The sequence below is a fragment of the Streptomyces sp. NBC_00569 genome, from assembly GCF_036345255.1.
In the GTDB taxonomy this organism is placed as follows: Bacteria; Actinomycetota; Actinomycetes; order Streptomycetales; family Streptomycetaceae; genus Streptomyces.
On sequence record NZ_CP107783.1, the window covers coordinates 3,480,391 to 3,496,878 of the forward strand.

The following is a 16,488-nucleotide window of genomic DNA, read 5'->3' on the forward strand; positions in this document are numbered from 1 at the left end:
GCCGCGAGTAGGGGCCGTTCGGCATCGACTACCGACGGGTGCTACTCGGTCGTATGTACCCGAAAACCGGCAACCCGACCACCCCTCGCGCACCGATCGGGTCATCGGTGGCGGCATCCGGGTGACATGGGTCCGCCGGGCCTGCCGTCAAACGAAGGCCCGGGAAACGCGGACGGCCGGAGCCCCCGCACAGTGGGCTCCGGCCGTCCATGGCCGGCGTACGGATCAGGCGTACGCCGGGGTCTTGCCCGGCCCTACAGGGCGAGGCCCGTCAGGACGAGCACGCGCTCGTACGTGTAGTCGTCCATCGCGTAGCGCACGCCCTCACGGCCCACGCCGGACTGCTTGGCGCCGCCGTACGGCATCTGGTCCGCGCGGTAGGACGGAACGTCGCCGATGACCACACCGCCGACCTCGAGGGCGCGGTGGGCGCGGAACGCGGTCTGCAGGTCGTGCGTGAACACGCCCGCCTGGAGGCCGTACTTGGAGTCGTTGACCGCGGCGAAGGCCTCGGCCTCGCCGTCGACCTTCTTGACCGTGAGGACCGGCCCGAAGACCTCCTCGCAGGAGATCGTCACGTCGGACGGCACGTCGGCGAGGACGGTCGGGGCGTACGTGGCGCCCTCGCGCTTGCCGCCCGCGAGCAGCGAGGCGCCCGCGGCGACGGCCTCGTCGACCCAGGACTCCACGCGCTTGGCGGCGTCCTCGCTGACCAGCGGGCCGACGTCGGTGGCGTCGTCCGCGGGGTCACCGGTGACCTGCGCCTCGACGGCCGCGACGATCTTCGGCAGGAGCCGCTCGTACAGGGAGGCGTCGGCGATGACGCGCTGCACGGAGATGCAGGACTGGCCGCCCTGGTAGTTGGAGAAGGTGGCGATGCGGGTCGCCGCCCAGTCCAGGTCCTCGTCGGAGGCCCAGTCGCCGAGGACGACGGCCGCGCCGTTGCCGCCGAGCTCCAGCGTGCAGTGCTTGCGCGGCACGCTGTCCATGATCGCGTAGCCGACCGGGCCCGAGCCGGTGAAGGAGATGACCGGCAGGCGCTCGTCCTGGACCAGGGCGGGCATGCGGTCGTTCGGGACCGTGAGGACGGACCAGGAGCCGGCCGGGAGGTCGGTCTCGGCGAGCAGCTCGCCGAGGATCAGCGAGGAGATCGGCGTGGCCGGGGCCGGCTTGAGGATGATCGGGGCGCCGACGGCGATGGCCGGGGCGACCTTGTGTGCGCTGAGGTTCAGCGGGAAGTTGAACGGCGCGATGCCGAGGACCACGCCGTGCGGAATGCGGCGGGTCAGGGCGAGCCGGCCGGTGCCGCCCGCGTCGGTGTCGAGGCGCTGGGCCTCGCCGCCGTTGAAGCGGCGGGCCTCTTCGGCGGAGAAGCGGAAGACGGAGACGGCACGGCCGACCTCGCCGCGCGCCCACTTGATGGGCTTGCCGTTCTCGGCGGAGATCAGCTGGGCGATCTCCTCGGTGCGCTCGGTCAGCCGGTCGGCCACGTGGTTGAGGGCCTTGGCCCGTACGTGGGCGGGGGTGGCGGCGAACTCGTCGCGGACGGCGTACGCGGCGGCGACGGCCTCCTCGACCTGCGCGTCCGTGGGCACGCTGACCTTGCCGACCAGCCGACCGTCGTAGGAGTTGGTGACGTCGAAGGTGGCGTCACCGGTGGCCTCGCGGCCCGCGAGCCAGAAGGCGTGAGTGGCGGTCATAGTCGGTCCCGGCCCTTCCGCAGTGGGTGTGTACTGGGGTCTTTCCGGACCAACGGTAGGCGGGCCCGGCCGGAGCCGTGTTTGTCCGACGTGTCGGAGTCCGCGAGTGCGGCGCGCCTCTTTGGCAGAGGCGGGCGCGGGTTCCGTCCGGAAGAGCGGGCCGGGTGGGCCTATTCGCCGCCCGCGCCCGTCGCCTTGAGGGCCAGCCACAGCTCCATGCGCACGTCCGGGTCGTCGAGCGAGCGGCCGAGGATCTCCTCTACACGCCGCATCCGGTAGCGCAGGGTGTGGCGGTGCACGCCGAGGTCGGCGGCGGCCGCGTCCCACTGTCCGTGCCGCGACAGCCAGGCGCGCAGCGAGGCCACGAGGTCGCCACGGCCGGTCGCGTCGTGGTCCTTCAGGGCCCGCAGGAGGCCGTCGGCGAAGGCGCGTACGGCGTCGTCGGCGAGCAGCGGCACGACGGAGCCCGCCGCGACCTCCTCGTGCTCGACGAGGGCGCGCCCGCGACGCCGGGCGACCGACAGGGCCTGTTCGGCCTGCTTGAACGCGGTCGCGGCGGCGATCGGCCCGGCCGGTGCGGACAGGCCCACCACGAGTTCGTCGTCCTCGCCCGTGCCGCCCTGCTCGCGCTGGGTCAGGCGGGCGGTCTCCAGGGCCTCGGCGTACTGGGTGCAGGCACCCGTGGACGCGCCGCCATCGGCGGCGAGCAGCACGAGCCGGTCTCCGTCGGGCACCACGAGGACGGCCTCGCCGGAACGGGCGGCGGCGGCCTCCACGACGTCGGCGAGCCCGGTGAGCGGGTCGCCGGAGGCGGCGACGGCCGCCGTCCCCGTGCCCGGCGCGGGCCGCTCCGGCTTGTCGAGGGCCACGCGCGCGTGGCCGTCGGCGTGCGCACGGCCCGCCGACGCGGACGCGACCTCGGCGACGATCATCCGGAAGGGCGCGTCGAGCAGCCCTCCGTACAGGTCCCCCGCGACGGTCCTGGCGTGCTCGGGCTCCCCGGCGAGGAGCATCCGCAGGACCGCGGCGCCGATGCGCTGCTCGGCGGAGTGCAGCGAGCGGGAGCGCTCGGTGGTGAGGGTGAGCAGGGCGATGGCGGAGTGCAGCGCGTAGCGCTCGGCGGTGCCGAGGGCCGCGGCGGTGCCCACGGCCAGCGCGGCGCGGGGCCTGCGTCCGGTGCCGAGCGAGTGCAGTTCCACGCGGTCCTCGTCGCCGCCGCCGTGCTGTTCGCTGCCGCCCACCACGGCGCTGGCCGGGGCGGGCCGCTCGCGCAGCCGCTCGACGTCGGCGACGAGCCTCGCCGCCCGGCGCCCGGCCCACTCCGGCGCGGCGGCGACCACGGCGCCCGAGGCGTCGTACAACGCTGCCCAGCCGTCGACCTGGCCGGCGAGCGCGCCGAGCAGCCCCTCGGGGCCGCCGCTCAGGGCCTGCTTGGTCAGCTCGCGCTGGGCGGCGAACCCCGCGGTGACGGCGCGGTACTGGTCGGCGGCGATGGCGGCGGAGACGGCCTTGCTGATGGCGATGAAGGGGGTGCGGCGCGGGACTTCGAGGAGCGGGAACTCCTCCTCGCGCGCCGCGTCGACGAGTGCCTGCGGCACCGCGTCGTAGTTGACGCCGACGGCGAAGCCGAGCCCGACGACCCCGGCGCCCGCGAGCCGCTTCACGTAGCGGCGCATCGCGTCCGGGTCCTCCGCGTCCAGTTTGAGCGCGGTGAACAGGAGCAGCTCGCCGCCCTCCATGTACGGCACGGGGTCGGCGAGCTCGCTGACGTGGGCCCAGCGCACGGCCGTGTCCAGCCGCTCCTCCCCGGCGCGCACGGTCAGCTTGAGCGCGGAGTGGTGGACGAGGGAGGCGAGCGTGGGCGGCATGAGGCCTTCAGGTGTGCGACAGGTGGTGCTCGGGTGGGGGTGGATCCTGTGGATCTTTTGGCCGGTACGTATGAACGACCAGTGTCGATTCTGCCTCACCGTACGTACGTCTGCGGCCTCCCCCACTCAGCGGGCCGCCTCAGTCGCGCAGATCCACCAGGAGCGGGGGCGCGTGCTCGCCCCGCACCGTCGTCAGGGACAGGACGGCGTGGCCGGGCGGCACGGCGTGCGCCAGTTCGGAGGCGGACCAGCGCTCGCGCTCGACCTTGCGCACCGTGACCGCGTCGGTCGTCACGGCTTTCCCGGTGACCATCTTGCGCATTTTGTGGAGGGCACGGGTCACTGGCTGGTTCGCGAAGACTGCGTGCTGGGCGACCTCCTCGGTCTCGACCCACTCCGTGCCCCAGGCCTCGGCGAAGCGCCGCCCGTCCCATGTGGTCACGCCGGAGAACGCCATGCGGCAGCCGACCGCTGCGTACAAGGGCCCTTGCAAGGACTCGGAGACGTCGCCGATCGTCCGCAGGCCGAGCACGACTCCGGCATTCGTCGACCGGAGCCGCTGAATGGCCCGCACTGTCTCCGGGGTCAGGGTCCGCGACGCGTCGTCGAGGATCAGGCAAGCGAAGTGGGAGCGCTGCGGCCGGCTGCGCACGACGGAGGTGAACTGGGCGAGCAGCAGCCGGGCGAGCAGCCGCGACGCCTCCTCGTGGCCCTGCTCGGGCAGGTCGACGCGAACCCGCAGCGGGTGGTGAGTGACGGCACGGACGGAGAACGGGCGTCCCGCGTCGCCGGCGTCGAAGAAGCCGGCGAACACCGGCCGGTCCAGCAGGCCGAGCCGGTCCGCGAGGCTCGGCCCCGGGTCGCTCACGGTGCCCGACTGACGCAGGCGGGCCTCCAGCTCGCGGCGCATCGCGGAGCGTCGCGCGTCGTCCTCCGGGTCGCCCGTGAGCCGTGTCCTGAGGTCGGCGAGCGCACCCGGCGCCCCTTCCAGCAACTCCCGCAGCACCGGTACCGCGGGGAACCTGCCGTGCACGGTGCGATACGGCCCGAGCAGTTGGGCGAGCGCGGTGGCGGCGCGGCGCGTGTCGACGGTCTCCAGGTCGCCAACCAGTCCTTCAGCGAGGAAGCCTGCGGCCTCGTCCGGGTCCGTGGAGCCGGCGTAGAGGTCGAGGTCGTGTACCGAGGCGGGGTCGCCGGGCTTGACGACGACGTCGTACGCGTCGTCGGGTCCGAGTGGGGTTCCGGCCGCGCAGACGGCGATGACGGAGCACTGGCCGGTGAGGGCTTGCAGGGCCAGCGATTCCACCACGGGCCGCACCACGCCTACGGTCTTGCCCGCGCCTGACGGGCCGACGGCGAGCATCGAGGTGCCGAGCACGCCCGGGTCGAGGGCGGCTCCGGCGCCGCGCAGGGCGTACGGATTGCGCTCGTCGCGCGCGTACCGGCCGATCCGCACCTGGCCGACCAGCAGGTCGTGCTCGGCGGCGCGGGCCGGCAGGTCCCGCTGGCCGGAGGGGTGCGTCCAGGCGGCCCCGCCCTGCCTGACCACGGTGTCCGCGAAAGTGACGGAGCCATCCGGCCTCGCCGTGGCATCCCGCCACACATGGGCGACACGGACGCAGTCGACGTCGTTCATCCGGCCGCCCGCGACCTCCGCCGTGAGCACGTCGGCGGCCCGGTCCTGCCCGGCCGCCCGCAGCTCGGCCCACTGGGCGCGGACGAGGGGCGACGCGCCGGGCCGCGGCGGGGCCTTGCGCGACCCCTTCCGGGGCCGCCCCGACCAGGCGTCGAGCCAGCCTCCCACACGGGCGAACGGCCACAGGACGGCCAGGGTGATCAGGGCGTACAGCGTGTAGGCGAGCACCGGGACCTTGAAGAACCCGCTGCCGCCCGTGACGAGGACGACGAGGGAGAGGACCGGGTCGGCGATCGGCAAGGGGCGCCAATCGAGCCCCAGGGCGTCCGGCCACACGAAGATCAGCACGCCCACCGCGGCAACCGACGCCGTGACGGCGCGGGCGGGCTGGGGGCGGTCGGTCACGAAGTGCCGGATGCCCTCCGCCCAGGCGCCGAAGCGTCCGACCAGGAAGACGATGGCCCCGAAGGCCACGCCTTGGTACACGACCAGCGCGTCGACTGCCTCCTGCTCCTTGGGGGTCGTGGTGCCGGTCCACCACCACCTGTCCGGCGTCAGCACCTTCAGCGGCACCCACTGGTACGGGAGGGTGCCTTCCCGCCACAGGCCCCACAGGAACACACCGACGAGGAACGAGCCTGCCATCCAGACCAGCAGCCGACGCCCGACGGCAGCGGTGTTCTGCTCGGGCGGCCGCGGGACGTGCCCGTAGCGCCACACTCCCGGACCGGCCTTGGGGCGGCGCGCCGAGAGCCATTCGGTCACGGAACCGCCGCCGGCGTCGGGCGCCTGCCGGGGCATCGGCGGCGTGGCTGGGCGGGGCGGCTGCGCGGCGCGGGGCACCGACCCGCGCAGCCGCCTGCCAATCGGGTCGTGTGCGCCCTGCGTGCCGTCGGTGTCCATTGCCCTTGCCCCCTGACCTGCCGGTCTGTGTGTCCGCGGGTCAATCTAGTGCCCCCGCAAGGGGAGTTCACCGGTTACGCGCCCGGACCTGGGGCGATCCCGGCGGCGCCGCCCTATGTCCACGGCGGACAACGCAATCCGCGAACCGCGCCCGGATGGAGCATGCCCCACCCCGTCCCTCACCCCTAACCTGCGAAGAAAGCACCCGAAACACCCCCAGGAGCCCCGCATGAGCGCAGTCCCGCAGGAGCGCCGCGTCGTCACCGCCATCCCCGGTCCGAAGTCGCAGGAGCTGCAGGCCCGACGTAACGCCGTGGTCGCGGCCGGCGTGGGCTCCACGCTGCCGGTCTTCACCGCCCGCGCCGGCGGCGGCATCATCGAGGACGTCGACGGCAACCGCCTGATCGACTTCGGTTCCGGCATCGCCGTGACCTCGGTCGGCGCCTCCGCCGAGGCCGTCGTGCGCCGCGCCTCCGCCCAGCTGCAGGACTTCACCCACACCTGTTTCATGGTCACGCCGTACGAGGGCTACGTGGCCGTCGCCGAGGCGCTGGCCGAGCTCACGCCGGGTGACCACGCCAAGAAGTCCGCGCTGTTCAACTCGGGCGCCGAGGCCGTCGAGAACGCCGTCAAGATCGCCCGTGCGTACACCAAGCGTCAGGCCGTCGTCGTCTTCGACCACGGCTACCACGGCCGTACGAACCTGACGATGGCGCTGACCAGCAAGAACATGCCGTACAAGAACGGCTTCGGACCGTTCGCGCCCGAGGTCTACCGCGTGCCGGTGGCCTACGGCTACCGCTGGCTGACCGGCGCCGAGAACGCGGGCGCCGAGGCCTCCGCCCAGGCGATCGACCAGATCACCAAGCAGATCGGCGCCGACAACGTCGCCGCGATCATCATCGAGCCGGTCCTCGGCGAGGGCGGCTTCATCGAGCCGGCGAAGGGCTTCCTGCCCGCGATCCGCCAGTTCGCCGCGGACAACGGCATCGTCTTCGTCGCCGACGAGATCCAGTCCGGCTTCTGCCGCACCGGCCAGTGGTTCGCGTGCGAGGACGAGGGCATCGTCCCCGACCTGATCACGACCGCCAAGGGCATCGCGGGCGGTCTGCCGCTCGCCGCCGTGACGGGCCGCGCCGAGATCATGGACGCCGCGCACGCGGGCGGCCTCGGCGGCACCTACGGCGGCAACCCGGTGGCCTGCGCCGGTGCGCTCGGCGCCATCGAGACCATGAAGGAGCTCGACCTCAACGCCAAGGCGAAGAACATCGAGGCCATCATGAAGGCCCGCCTCGCCACCATGGCCGAGAAGTTCGACATCATCGGCGACATCCGTGGCCGTGGCGCGATGATCGCCATCGAGCTCGTCAAGGACAAGGGCACCAAGGAGCCGCACCCGGCGGCCGCCGCCGCGCTCGCCAAGGCCTGCCACGCCGAGGGCCTGCTGGTCCTCACCTGTGGCACCTACGGCAACGTGCTGCGCTTCCTTCCCCCGCTCGTCATCGGTGACGACCTGCTCAACGAGGGCCTGGACATCATCGAGACCGCGTTCGCGGGCGTCTGAGCCGCTCCGGCGACTTCGGGCAACGGTCAGGGCGTGTGAAGAACGTGTGCGGGGCCGATGACGGGTTGCCGTTCCGGCTGTCGGACACCCACGCCCTGCCGTACGGTTTCTGCAGATGAGAGAAACACCCCGCCCACAGGGGACTGTGGGCGAAACCGGGACGGAGCCTCCCCAGCCCCGCCCTGGTCGTGCCCTCGCGCACACACCCGGAGCTTCGGGCTCCGGAACTCCTCACCGATCGGATGGCCGCCCGCCCCAAACCCCCCGGGGCGTGCGGCAAACCGGTCAGATCGGCCGCCTCGGAACTACCCCCCCTGTTCCGGGGCGGCCGGCCATTTTCCGCTGGGCCGCCGTTCTGAGCGCCCTGCTCTTCCTCTTCCTCACCTGGCAGATCGCCGCCGGCGGTGCGCTGCGCCGCGCGGACGAACGCCTCGGTGACGCGATCGGATCCAGCCGCCTGCCGAAGCGGGCCGCCGAGCTCCTCGCCGACCTCGGCAGCATCACCGTCGCCCTCCCGGTCCTCGCCGCCGTCCTCGGCTACGCCGCCTGGCGCGCCCGCCGCGACGGTGTGCCCCGCTGGTGGACGCGCCCCGTCACCGCCGCGCTCACGATGGCCGCGGTCCCGCTCCTGGTCGTCCCGATCAAGGAGACCGTCGCCCGGACGGGCCCGGCCGTGATGGGCCCCGGCACCGGCTTCTACCCGTCGGGACACGCGACGACGGCCGCGGTCGCGTACGGCGCCTGTCTGCTCCTCCTGCTGCCGTACGTGCGCGGCGCCTACGTGCGCCGGGAACTCGTCATCGGCTGCACCGTCCTGAACGCGGCCGTGGGTTTCGGTCTCGTGCGGCGGGGCTACCACTGGCCGCTGGACGTCGTCGGCGGCTGGTGCCTCTCGGTGGTGCTGCTGTACGTGATGTGCGCGGTGTGGGCGGGCCGGGCGCCGCGCGGCTGACCCGGCCGGCCCATCGGGGCTACTCGCGCGTGCCGTCCCGCGCGAGCTGCGCCGCCGCCTCGTGCATCGCCAGTTCCAGAACGGTCGGGTCGGTGAGGGTGCCCGAGCCGTCGGGCGGGATCAGCCAGCGGACGGCTCCGGCGGCGCGGCCCGGGTGGGGATGCGGCACGACGATCCAGGTGCCGCGGCCGGCGCCCCGCACCCCTGTGCCGAGCCAGCGGCCGGCCGTGCCGGAGGGCACGAAGAAGCCCATGCGCGCGTCACCGAAGTCGGCGAGCACGGGGCCCGGCCGGTCCATGACGCGCGTGAGCACGTCGAGCGTCGGGTACCCCAGCTCCCCGGGGAGGATCAGTACGTCCCAGAGCCTGCCCGCGGGAAGGAGCGCGACCCCGAGGGGGTTGCGCTCCCATTCCCAGCGGCAGGCGTCCGGATCAGGCGCCACGGACGCCAGCCACTCGACCGCCGACTTCGCCCCCGAGCCAGTCATGGCGGGACCTCCTCTTCCTGGTACGCAACTGCCGAAAGCTGTGCGTGTCACCAGGGAGAGGAGGCTGGGGCGCGAGCATTACGCGGGTTCTGCCCACGAGTTGTCGCGGATCCGGGTCAGCTGTCGAAGCCGAGGCCCGCCTTGTCCATCGCCTTCAGCCACAGGTTGCGCCGGCCGCCGTTGTCGTCGGCGCGCGCCAGGGACCACTTGGTGAGCGCGATCCCGGTGTAGGCGAACGGCTCGGGCGGGAAGGGCAGCGGCTTCGTGCGGACCATCTCCAGTTCCGTACGTTCCGTGCGCTCGCCGGAGAGCAGGTCGAGCATCACGTCCGCGCCGAAGCGGGTCGCGCCCACACCGAGGCCGGTGTACCCGGCTGCGTACGCGACGCGGCCCTTGTGGGCCGTACCGAAGAACGCGGAGAAGCGGGAGCACGTGTCGATGGCGCCGCCCCACGCGTGGCTGAAGCGCACCCCTTCCAACTGCGGGAAGCAGGTGAAGAACTGGCCGGCGAGCTTCGCGTACGTCTCGGGCCTGTGGTCGTACTCGGCGCGCACCCGGCCGCCGTACGGATAGATCGCGTCGTAGCCGCCCCACAGGATCCGGTTGTCTGCGGACAGCCGGAAGTAGTGGAACTGGTTGGCCGAGTCGCCGAGGCCCTGGCGGTTCTTCCAGCCGACGGAGGCCAGCTGGTCGTCGGTCAGGGGCTCGGTCATCAGCGCGTAGTCGTAGACCGGGACGGTGTACGAGCGCACGCGCTTGACCAGGGACGGGAAGACGTTCGTGCCGAGCGCGACGTGCTGGGCGAAGACGCGCCCGTAGGGGGTGCGGACCGCGGTCCCGGCGCCGGACGAGGAGAGTTCGAGCGCGGGGGTGTGCTCGTGGATGCGCACGCCGAGGTCGAGGCAGGCCTGCTTGAGGCCCCAGGCGAGCTTGGCGGGGTGCAGCATCGCGACACCGCGCCGGTCGTACAGGGCGCCGAGGAAGGTGGGCGAGTCGACCTGTTCACGGGTCGCGTCGGCGTCGAGCAGCTCGGTGCCGCCGGCGAGCCCGGCCTCGGTCAGTTCCCGGTGGAACTCCTGGAGTTCGGTGACCTGGTGCGGCTCGGTGGCCACGTCCAGTTCGCCGGTGCGCTCGAAGTCGCAGTCGATGGAGTAGCGGGCGACCGCGTCCTCGATCGCGTCGAGGTTGCGGTTGCCGAGCTCCTCCAGCTTCCCGATCTCGCCGGGCCAGCGGGCCAGCCCGTTCGCGACGCCGTGCGTGAGGGAGGCGGCGCAGAAGCCTCCGTTGCGGCCGGACGCCGCCCAGCCCACCTCCTGCCCCTCGAGCAGGACCACATCGCGCCCGGGGTCGCGCTCCTTGGCGAGGAGCGCGGTCCACAGGCCGCTGTAGCCGCCGCCGACGACCAGCAGGTCGCAGCGTTCGTCACCGGTGAGCGCCGGCCGGGCCCCGGGCCTGCCGGGGTCGTCCAGCCAGTAGGACAGCGGCTTGGCGTCCGCCAGTGACCTGATCCAGTCGGTACCACGGTTCATGGCACGTGCGGCCATGATTTCAACTCCCTCAAACTGCCTTGTTCTTACGCTTGCCGACCAGCATCGCGGCAAGGACGAGCAGCACGGCGACGATGAACATCGCCGTACCGATGACATTGATCTGAACGGGCGTACCGCGCTGCGCCGATCCCCAGACGAACATGGGGAAGGTCACGGTCGAGCCCGCGTTGAAGTTGGTGATGATGAAGTCGTCGAAGGAGAGCGCGAAGGCGAGCAGCGCTCCCGCGGCGATGCCCGGCGCGGCGATCGGCAGGGTGACCCGTACGAAGGTCTGGACGGGACCGGCGTAGAGGTCCTGGGCGGCCTGTTCGAGGCGCGGGTCCATCGACATGACGCGCGCCTTGACGGCCGTCACGACGAAGCTGAGGCAGAACATGATGTGGGCGATGAGGATCGTCCAGAAGCCGAGCTGCGCGCCCATGTTGAGGAAGAGCGTGAGCAGCGAGGCGGCCATGACGACCTCGGGCATCGCCATCGGCAGGAAGATCAGCGAGTTCACGGCGCCGCGGGCGCGGAAGCGGTAGCGGACCAGGGCGAAGGCGATCATCGTGCCGAGGACGGTGGCGCCGATGGTCGCCCACAGGGCGATCTGGAGGCTCAGCGACAGTGAGCCGCACATGTCGGCGACGCCGCAGGGGTTCGTCCACGCGTCGAGCGAGAACTCCTGCCATTCGTAGTTGAAGCGCCCCTTCGGCTTGTTGAAGGAGAACACCGTCACGATGACGTTGGGCAGGAGCAGATAGCCGAGGGTGACCAGACCCGCGATGACGACGAGATTGCGGCGCAGCCAGCGTACGAAGGGCATCAGACCAAGTCCTCCGTTCCGGACCGGCGTATATAGACGGTGACCATGATCAGGATCGCGGCCATCAGGATGAAGGAGAGCGCCGCCGCCGTCGGGTAGTCCAGGATGCGCAGGAACTGCGTCTGGATGACGTTGCCGACCATGCGGGTGTCGGTGGAGCCGAGCAGGTCCGCGTTGACGTAGTCACCGGCGGCGGGGATGAAGGTGAGCAGCGTGCCGGAGACGACGCCCGGCATGGAGAGCGGGAACGTCACCTTGCGGAACGTGGTGGCGGGCGTGGCGTACAGGTCGCCCGCGGCCTCGTGCAGCCGGCCGTCGATGCGCTCCAGCGAGGTGTAGAGCGGCAGGATCATGAACGGCAGGAAGTTGTACGTGAGTCCGCAGATCACGGCGAGCGGGGTCGCGAGGACGCGGTTCCCGTCCGTCATGCCGATCCAGCTCGTGACGTCCAGGATGTGCAGGCTGTTGAGCGTGCTGACGACCGGGCCGCTGTCGGACAGGATCGTCTTCCAGGCCAGCGTGCGGATCAGGAAGCTGGTGAAGAACGGCGCGATGACGAGGATGAGGACGACGTTGCGCCAGCGTCCCGCGCGAAAGGCGATGAGGTAGGCCAGCGGGTAGCCGAGCGCCAGGCACAGGATCGTGGCGGCGCCCGCGTACAGCACCGAGCGCAGGAACTGCGGCCAGTAGTCGCCGAGCGCGTCCCAGTAGGTCGCGAAGTGCCAGGTGACCTTGAAGCCGTCCTCCAGGGAGCCCGTCTGGATCGACGTGGACGCCTGGTAGACCATCGGCAGGGCGAAGAAGACGACCAGCCACAGGAGGCCGGGCAGCAGCAGCCAGTACGGGACGAGGCGGCCGCGCTTGCGCGGCGGGCGCGCGGTCTTGGCGGCCGGCGGTGCCGGCGGCGCCGCGGGGGTGTCGGTGACGGTCGTCATGCGGCGGCGTCCTCCTCGACCTTCGCGGCGCCCGCCTCGATGTCCTGGGCGGCGTCGAGGCCGAAGGTGTGCGCGGGGTTCCAGTGCAGGACGACCTCGGCGCCGGGGGCGAGCCGGCTGTCGCGCTCGATGTTCTGGGAGTAGACCTCGAAGGAGTCGCACAGCGGGCTGTCGATGACGTACTGCGTGGAGACGCCGATGAAGCTGCTGTCGGCGACGCGGCCGGTGATGCGGTTGCGGCCGTCGGGTATGGAACCCGCGTCGTCGGCGTGGGTGAGGGAGATCTTCTCGGGGCGCACGCCGACGAGGACCTTCCCGCCGGTGGTGGCGGCGGCCGTACAGCGGGCGGCGGGCAGGACGAGCTTGCCGTCGCCGGCCTTCAGGGTGAGGTCCTCGCCGCTGCGGCCGGCCACCTCGGCCTCGATGAAGTTCGACGTGCCGAGGAAGTTGGCGACGAACGTGGAACCCGGGTTCTCGTACAGGTCGGCCGGGGCGCCCAGCTGTTCGACGCGGCCCGCGTTCATCACGGCGACGGTGTCGGCCATGGTCATGGCCTCCTCCTGGTCGTGCGTGACATGGACGAACGTGATGCCCACCTCGGTCTGGATGCGCTTGAGTTCGAGCTGCATCTGGCGGCGCAGCTTGAGGTCGAGGGCGCCCAGCGGCTCGTCGAGGAGCAGCACCTTGGGGTGGTTGATCAGGGCGCGCGCCACGGCGACGCGCTGCTGCTGGCCACCGGAGAGCTGGTGCGGCTTCTTGCGGGCCTGCTCGCCGAGCTGGACCAGGTCGAGCATCTCCCCGACCTGCTTCTTCACGGACTTGATGCCGCGTCGGCGCAGGCCGAAGGCGACGTTCTCGAAGATGTCGAGGTGCGGGAACAGCGCGTACGACTGGAAGACGGTGTTCACCGGGCGCTTGTAGGGGGGCAGCGCGGTGACGTCCTGGTCGCCGAGCATGACCGTGCCGGAGCTGGGCTCCTCGAGCCCCGCGATCATCCGCAGGGTCGTGGTCTTGCCGCAGCCCGAGGCGCCGAGGAGGGCGAAGAAGGAGCCCTGCGGCACGGTCAGGTCCAGCGGCTTGACGGCGGTGAAGGAGCCGTAGGTCTTGCTGATCCCGGCAAGGCGGACGTCGCCGCCGTTTTCTGTCGTCATGGTGCAGTCCAAGGAGTCGAGGGGGCAGGGGGCTCGGTGCTGCGGGTCTCACGCGCCGGTGAGCTGGGCGAACTTCTCTTCGAACGCCTTCTCTTCCTTGGAGGTGAGAGAGCGGAAACCGTGCGCCTTGGCGCTCATGGTCTTGTCGGGAACGATCAGAGGGTCGTTCGCGATCTTCTTGTCGATCTTGGCGAGTTCGGGCTTCACGCCGTCGACGGGGGTGACGTAATTGATCCAGGCGGCCAGCTCGGCGGCGACCGGAGGCTCGTAGTAGTAGTCGATGAGCCTTTCGGCGTTCGTCTTGTGACGGGCCTTGTTGGGGATCAGCATGTTGTCCGTCCCGTACATGAAACCGCTGTCGGGGATGTGGAACTTGATGTCGGGGTTGTCGACCTGGAGCTGCACGATGTCGCCCGACCAGGCGAGACAGGCCGCGAGGTCGCCCTTGCTCAGGTCGGAGATGTAGTCGTTGCCGGTGAAGCGGCGGACCTGGTTGCTGTCGACGGCCTTCTGCATCCGGGCTATGGCCGCGTCGAAGTCGTCGGACGTGAAGGTGCCCGGGTCCTTGCCCATGTCGAGCAGCGTCATTCCGACGGTGTCCCGCATCTCGGAGAGCAGGCCGACCTTGCCCTTCAGCTTGGGGTCGTCGAACAGCTGCGAGACCGAGGTGACCTCCCTGCCGTTCGTGGCCTTGGTGTTGTACGCGACGACCACGGCGATGCCCTGCCACGGGTACGAGTAGGCGCGGCCCGGGTCCCAGTCGGGGTTGCGGAACTGGGAGGACAGGTTCGCGTACGCGTGGGGCAGGTTGGCCGGGTCGAGCTTCTGGACCCAGCCGAAGCGGATCAGCCGGGCGGCCAGCCAGTCGGTGAGGACGATGATGTCCCGGCCGGTGTCCTGGCCCGCCGCGAGCTGCGGCTTGATCTTGCCGAAGAACTCGACGTTGTCGTTGATGTCCTCGGTGTACTTGACCTGTATCCCGGTGCGCTTGGTGAACGCGTCCAGGGAGGGCCGGTGCTTCTCGTCGTCGCTGAGGTCGATGTACTCGGTCCAGTTGGAGAAGTTGACCACCTTCTCCTTGGCCGAGTGGTCCTCGGACGAGACACCGCCCTGGCTCTTGCTCGCCGCGGGGATGCCGCAGGCGCTCAGCGACCCGATCCCGCCGACGGCGAGCGCGCCGCCCGCGGAGGCGCGCAGCAGGGAACGGCGGGTCATGGCCGCCCTGCCGTTGCGGAAACTGCGCCGCATGGCGGCGAGTTGTACCGGGGACAGGCTGTCGGACTCGTACTGCTCCATGCGCTTGGATGCCCTTTCGGGAGGGTCCCTTGCGGGAGGGTGTGCGGCCGCCCCGAAGGGCGGCCCGATGACTATCGGTCCCCGAAGATCGTGCGGTGCCAGTCCTTCCGGGCGACCGCGGTGTTGTCGAACATGACGTGCTTGATCTGCGTGTACTCCTCGAAGGAGTAGGCAGACATGTCCTTGCCGAAGCCGGACGCCTTGTAGCCACCGTGCGGCATCTCGCTGAGGATCGGGATGTGGTCGTTGACCCAGACGCAGCCCGCCTTGATGTCGCGGGTGGCGCGGTTCGCCCGGAACACGTCCCTGGTCCAGGCCGAGGCGGCCAGGCCGTAGGGGGTGTCGTTGGCGAGGCGGATGCCCTCGTCGTCGCTGTCGAAGGGCAGCACGACGAGCACCGGACCGAAGATCTCGGCCTGGACGATCTCACTGTCCTGGGCGGCGTCCGCGACGAGGGTCGGCCGGTAGTACGCCCCCTGCTCGAGGTCGCCCTGGGGGATGACGCCGCCGGCGACCACGCGCGCGTAGGAGCGGGCCCGGTCGACGAATCCGGCGACGCGGTCGCGCTGGGCGTGCGAGATCAGCGGGCCGAGGTCGGTGTCCGGGGCGAACGGGTCGCCGACCCGGATGCCCTCCATGAGGTCGGCCACGCCCTGCACGAAGGCGTCGTAGAGGGGGCGCTGCACGTACGCGCGCGTGGCGGCGGTGCAGTCCTGGCCCGTGTTGATGAGGGCGCCCGCGACCGCGCCGTGCACGGCGGCCTCCAGGTCGGCGTCGTCGAACACGACGAACGGCGCCTTGCCGCCGAGCTCCAGATGCAGCCGCTTCACGGTGGAGGTGGCGATCTCGGCGACGCGCTTGCCGACGCCCGTCGACCCGGTGAAGGAGGTCATGGCGACGTCGGGGTGTCCGACGAGGTGCTCGCCGGCGTCCCTGCCCGCGCCCGTGACGATGTTGACGACACCGTCGGGGATGCCCGCCTCGGTCGCGGCCTGCGCGAACAGGAGGGAGGTGAGCGGGGTCAGCTCGGCGGGCTTGAGCACGATGGTGTTGCCCGCCGCGATCGCCGGAAGGACCTTCCAGGCGGCCATCTGGAGCGGGTAGTTCCAGGGAGCGATGGACCCGACGACACCGATGGCTTCGCGCCGCACGTACGAGGTGTGGTCGCCGCTGTACTCGCCGGCGGACTGGCCCTGGAGGTGCCGGGCGGCGCCCGCGAAGAACGCGGTGTTGTCGACGGTCCCGGGGACGTCGAACTCGCGGCTCAGCTTGAGGGGCTTGCCGCACTGCAGGGACTCGGCCTGCGCGAGGTCCTCGGCGTGCTCGGCCAGGACGCCCGCGAAGCGGTGCATCGCGTCGGAACGCTCGCCCGGCGTGGCGCCGGCCCAGCCGGGGAAGGCCTCGCGGGCCGCGGCCACGGCGGCGTCGACGTCCTCGGTGCCGGCCAGTTCGTACGTGTAGACGTCCTGGCCCGTGGCCGGGTCGACGACTGCGTGGGTGCGGCCGGATGTGCCCTTGGTGAGACGGCCCGCGATGTACTGGGCGCCCTCGGCGAACCGGTCCTGGGCCTGGAAGCGGGTGCTGTTGCCAGGGTTGTGCATTATCGCTCTCCTCCGCCGGAAGCCCCGTCCCGCGGGGCCG

The 16,488-nt window shown here is 71.5% G+C and carries 12 protein-coding genes; 2 read left to right on the forward strand and 10 right to left on the reverse strand.

Annotated features, from left to right (window positions below; genetic code table 11):
- Positions 1–254 precede the first annotated feature (254 nt).
- The 3 genes from OHO83_RS15535 to OHO83_RS15545 form a co-directional block, all read right to left on the reverse strand.
- Complete coding sequence (locus OHO83_RS15535) at positions 255–1,700, reverse strand: aldehyde dehydrogenase family protein (RefSeq protein ID WP_266674702.1); 1,446 nt, start codon at positions 1,698–1,700, stop codon at positions 255–257.
- Positions 1,701–1,870: 170 nt separating this feature from the next.
- Positions 1,871–3,568: a PucR family transcriptional regulator gene (locus tag OHO83_RS15540; protein ID WP_266674700.1), complete on the reverse strand. Its 1,698-nt coding sequence runs from the start codon at positions 3,566–3,568 to the stop codon at positions 1,871–1,873.
- Positions 3,569–3,707: 139 nt separating this feature from the next.
- The gene (locus tag OHO83_RS15545; protein ID WP_266674698.1) at positions 3,708–6,107 is read right to left on the reverse strand and encodes an ATP/GTP-binding protein; all 2,400 of its coding nucleotides are present in this window, start codon (positions 6,105–6,107) and stop codon (positions 3,708–3,710) included.
- A 229-nt stretch (positions 6,108–6,336) separates the two neighbouring features.
- Between OHO83_RS15545 and gabT the strand changes: the two genes are divergently transcribed.
- Complete coding sequence (gene gabT / locus OHO83_RS15550; protein ID WP_266674696.1) at positions 6,337–7,671, forward strand: 4-aminobutyrate--2-oxoglutarate transaminase; 1,335 nt, start codon at positions 6,337–6,339, stop codon at positions 7,669–7,671.
- Between the two features lie 271 nt (positions 7,672–7,942).
- Complete coding sequence (locus OHO83_RS15555; RefSeq protein ID WP_323186934.1) at positions 7,943–8,623, forward strand: phosphatase PAP2 family protein; 681 nt, start codon at positions 7,943–7,945, stop codon at positions 8,621–8,623.
- Positions 8,624–8,642: 19 nt separating this feature from the next.
- Here OHO83_RS15555 and OHO83_RS15560 read toward each other — a convergent pair whose 3' ends face one another.
- The 7 genes from OHO83_RS15560 to OHO83_RS15590 all read right to left on the reverse strand — a co-directional run bounded on the left by OHO83_RS15560 (position 8,643) and on the right by OHO83_RS15590 (position 16,448).
- Positions 8,643–9,110 (reverse strand): hypothetical protein, encoded by a 468-nt coding sequence (locus OHO83_RS15560; protein WP_266674692.1) that lies wholly within the window; start codon positions 9,108–9,110, stop codon positions 8,643–8,645.
- 116 nt (positions 9,111–9,226) lie between these two features.
- A complete protein-coding gene (locus OHO83_RS15565) occupies positions 9,227–10,654 on the reverse strand; it encodes an NAD(P)/FAD-dependent oxidoreductase (RefSeq protein WP_266674691.1) in 1,428 nt (475 codons plus the stop codon).
- Between the two features lie 13 nt (positions 10,655–10,667).
- Positions 10,668–11,465: an ABC transporter permease gene (locus OHO83_RS15570; protein ID WP_266674689.1), complete on the reverse strand. Its 798-nt coding sequence runs from the start codon at positions 11,463–11,465 to the stop codon at positions 10,668–10,670.
- On the reverse strand, positions 11,465–12,400 hold the full coding sequence (locus OHO83_RS15575) for an ABC transporter permease (RefSeq protein ID WP_266674687.1): 936 nt from the start codon (positions 12,398–12,400) through the stop codon (positions 11,465–11,467). Before OHO83_RS15575 ends, OHO83_RS15570 begins: the two co-directional genes overlap by 1 nt.
- On the reverse strand, positions 12,397–13,551 hold the full coding sequence (locus tag OHO83_RS15580; protein ID WP_266674685.1) for an ABC transporter ATP-binding protein: 1,155 nt from the start codon (positions 13,549–13,551) through the stop codon (positions 12,397–12,399). The genes OHO83_RS15575 and OHO83_RS15580 overlap by 4 nt, the downstream gene beginning before the upstream one ends.
- A 48-nt stretch (positions 13,552–13,599) precedes the next feature.
- Positions 13,600–14,847, reverse strand: a complete 1,248-nt coding sequence (locus OHO83_RS15585) for a polyamine ABC transporter substrate-binding protein (RefSeq protein ID WP_330279620.1) — start codon at positions 14,845–14,847, stop codon at positions 13,600–13,602.
- A 71-nt stretch (positions 14,848–14,918) separates the two neighbouring features.
- Positions 14,919–16,448: a gamma-aminobutyraldehyde dehydrogenase gene (locus OHO83_RS15590; RefSeq protein WP_266674681.1), complete on the reverse strand. Its 1,530-nt coding sequence runs from the start codon at positions 16,446–16,448 to the stop codon at positions 14,919–14,921.
- Positions 16,449–16,488: the final 40 nt, after the last annotated feature.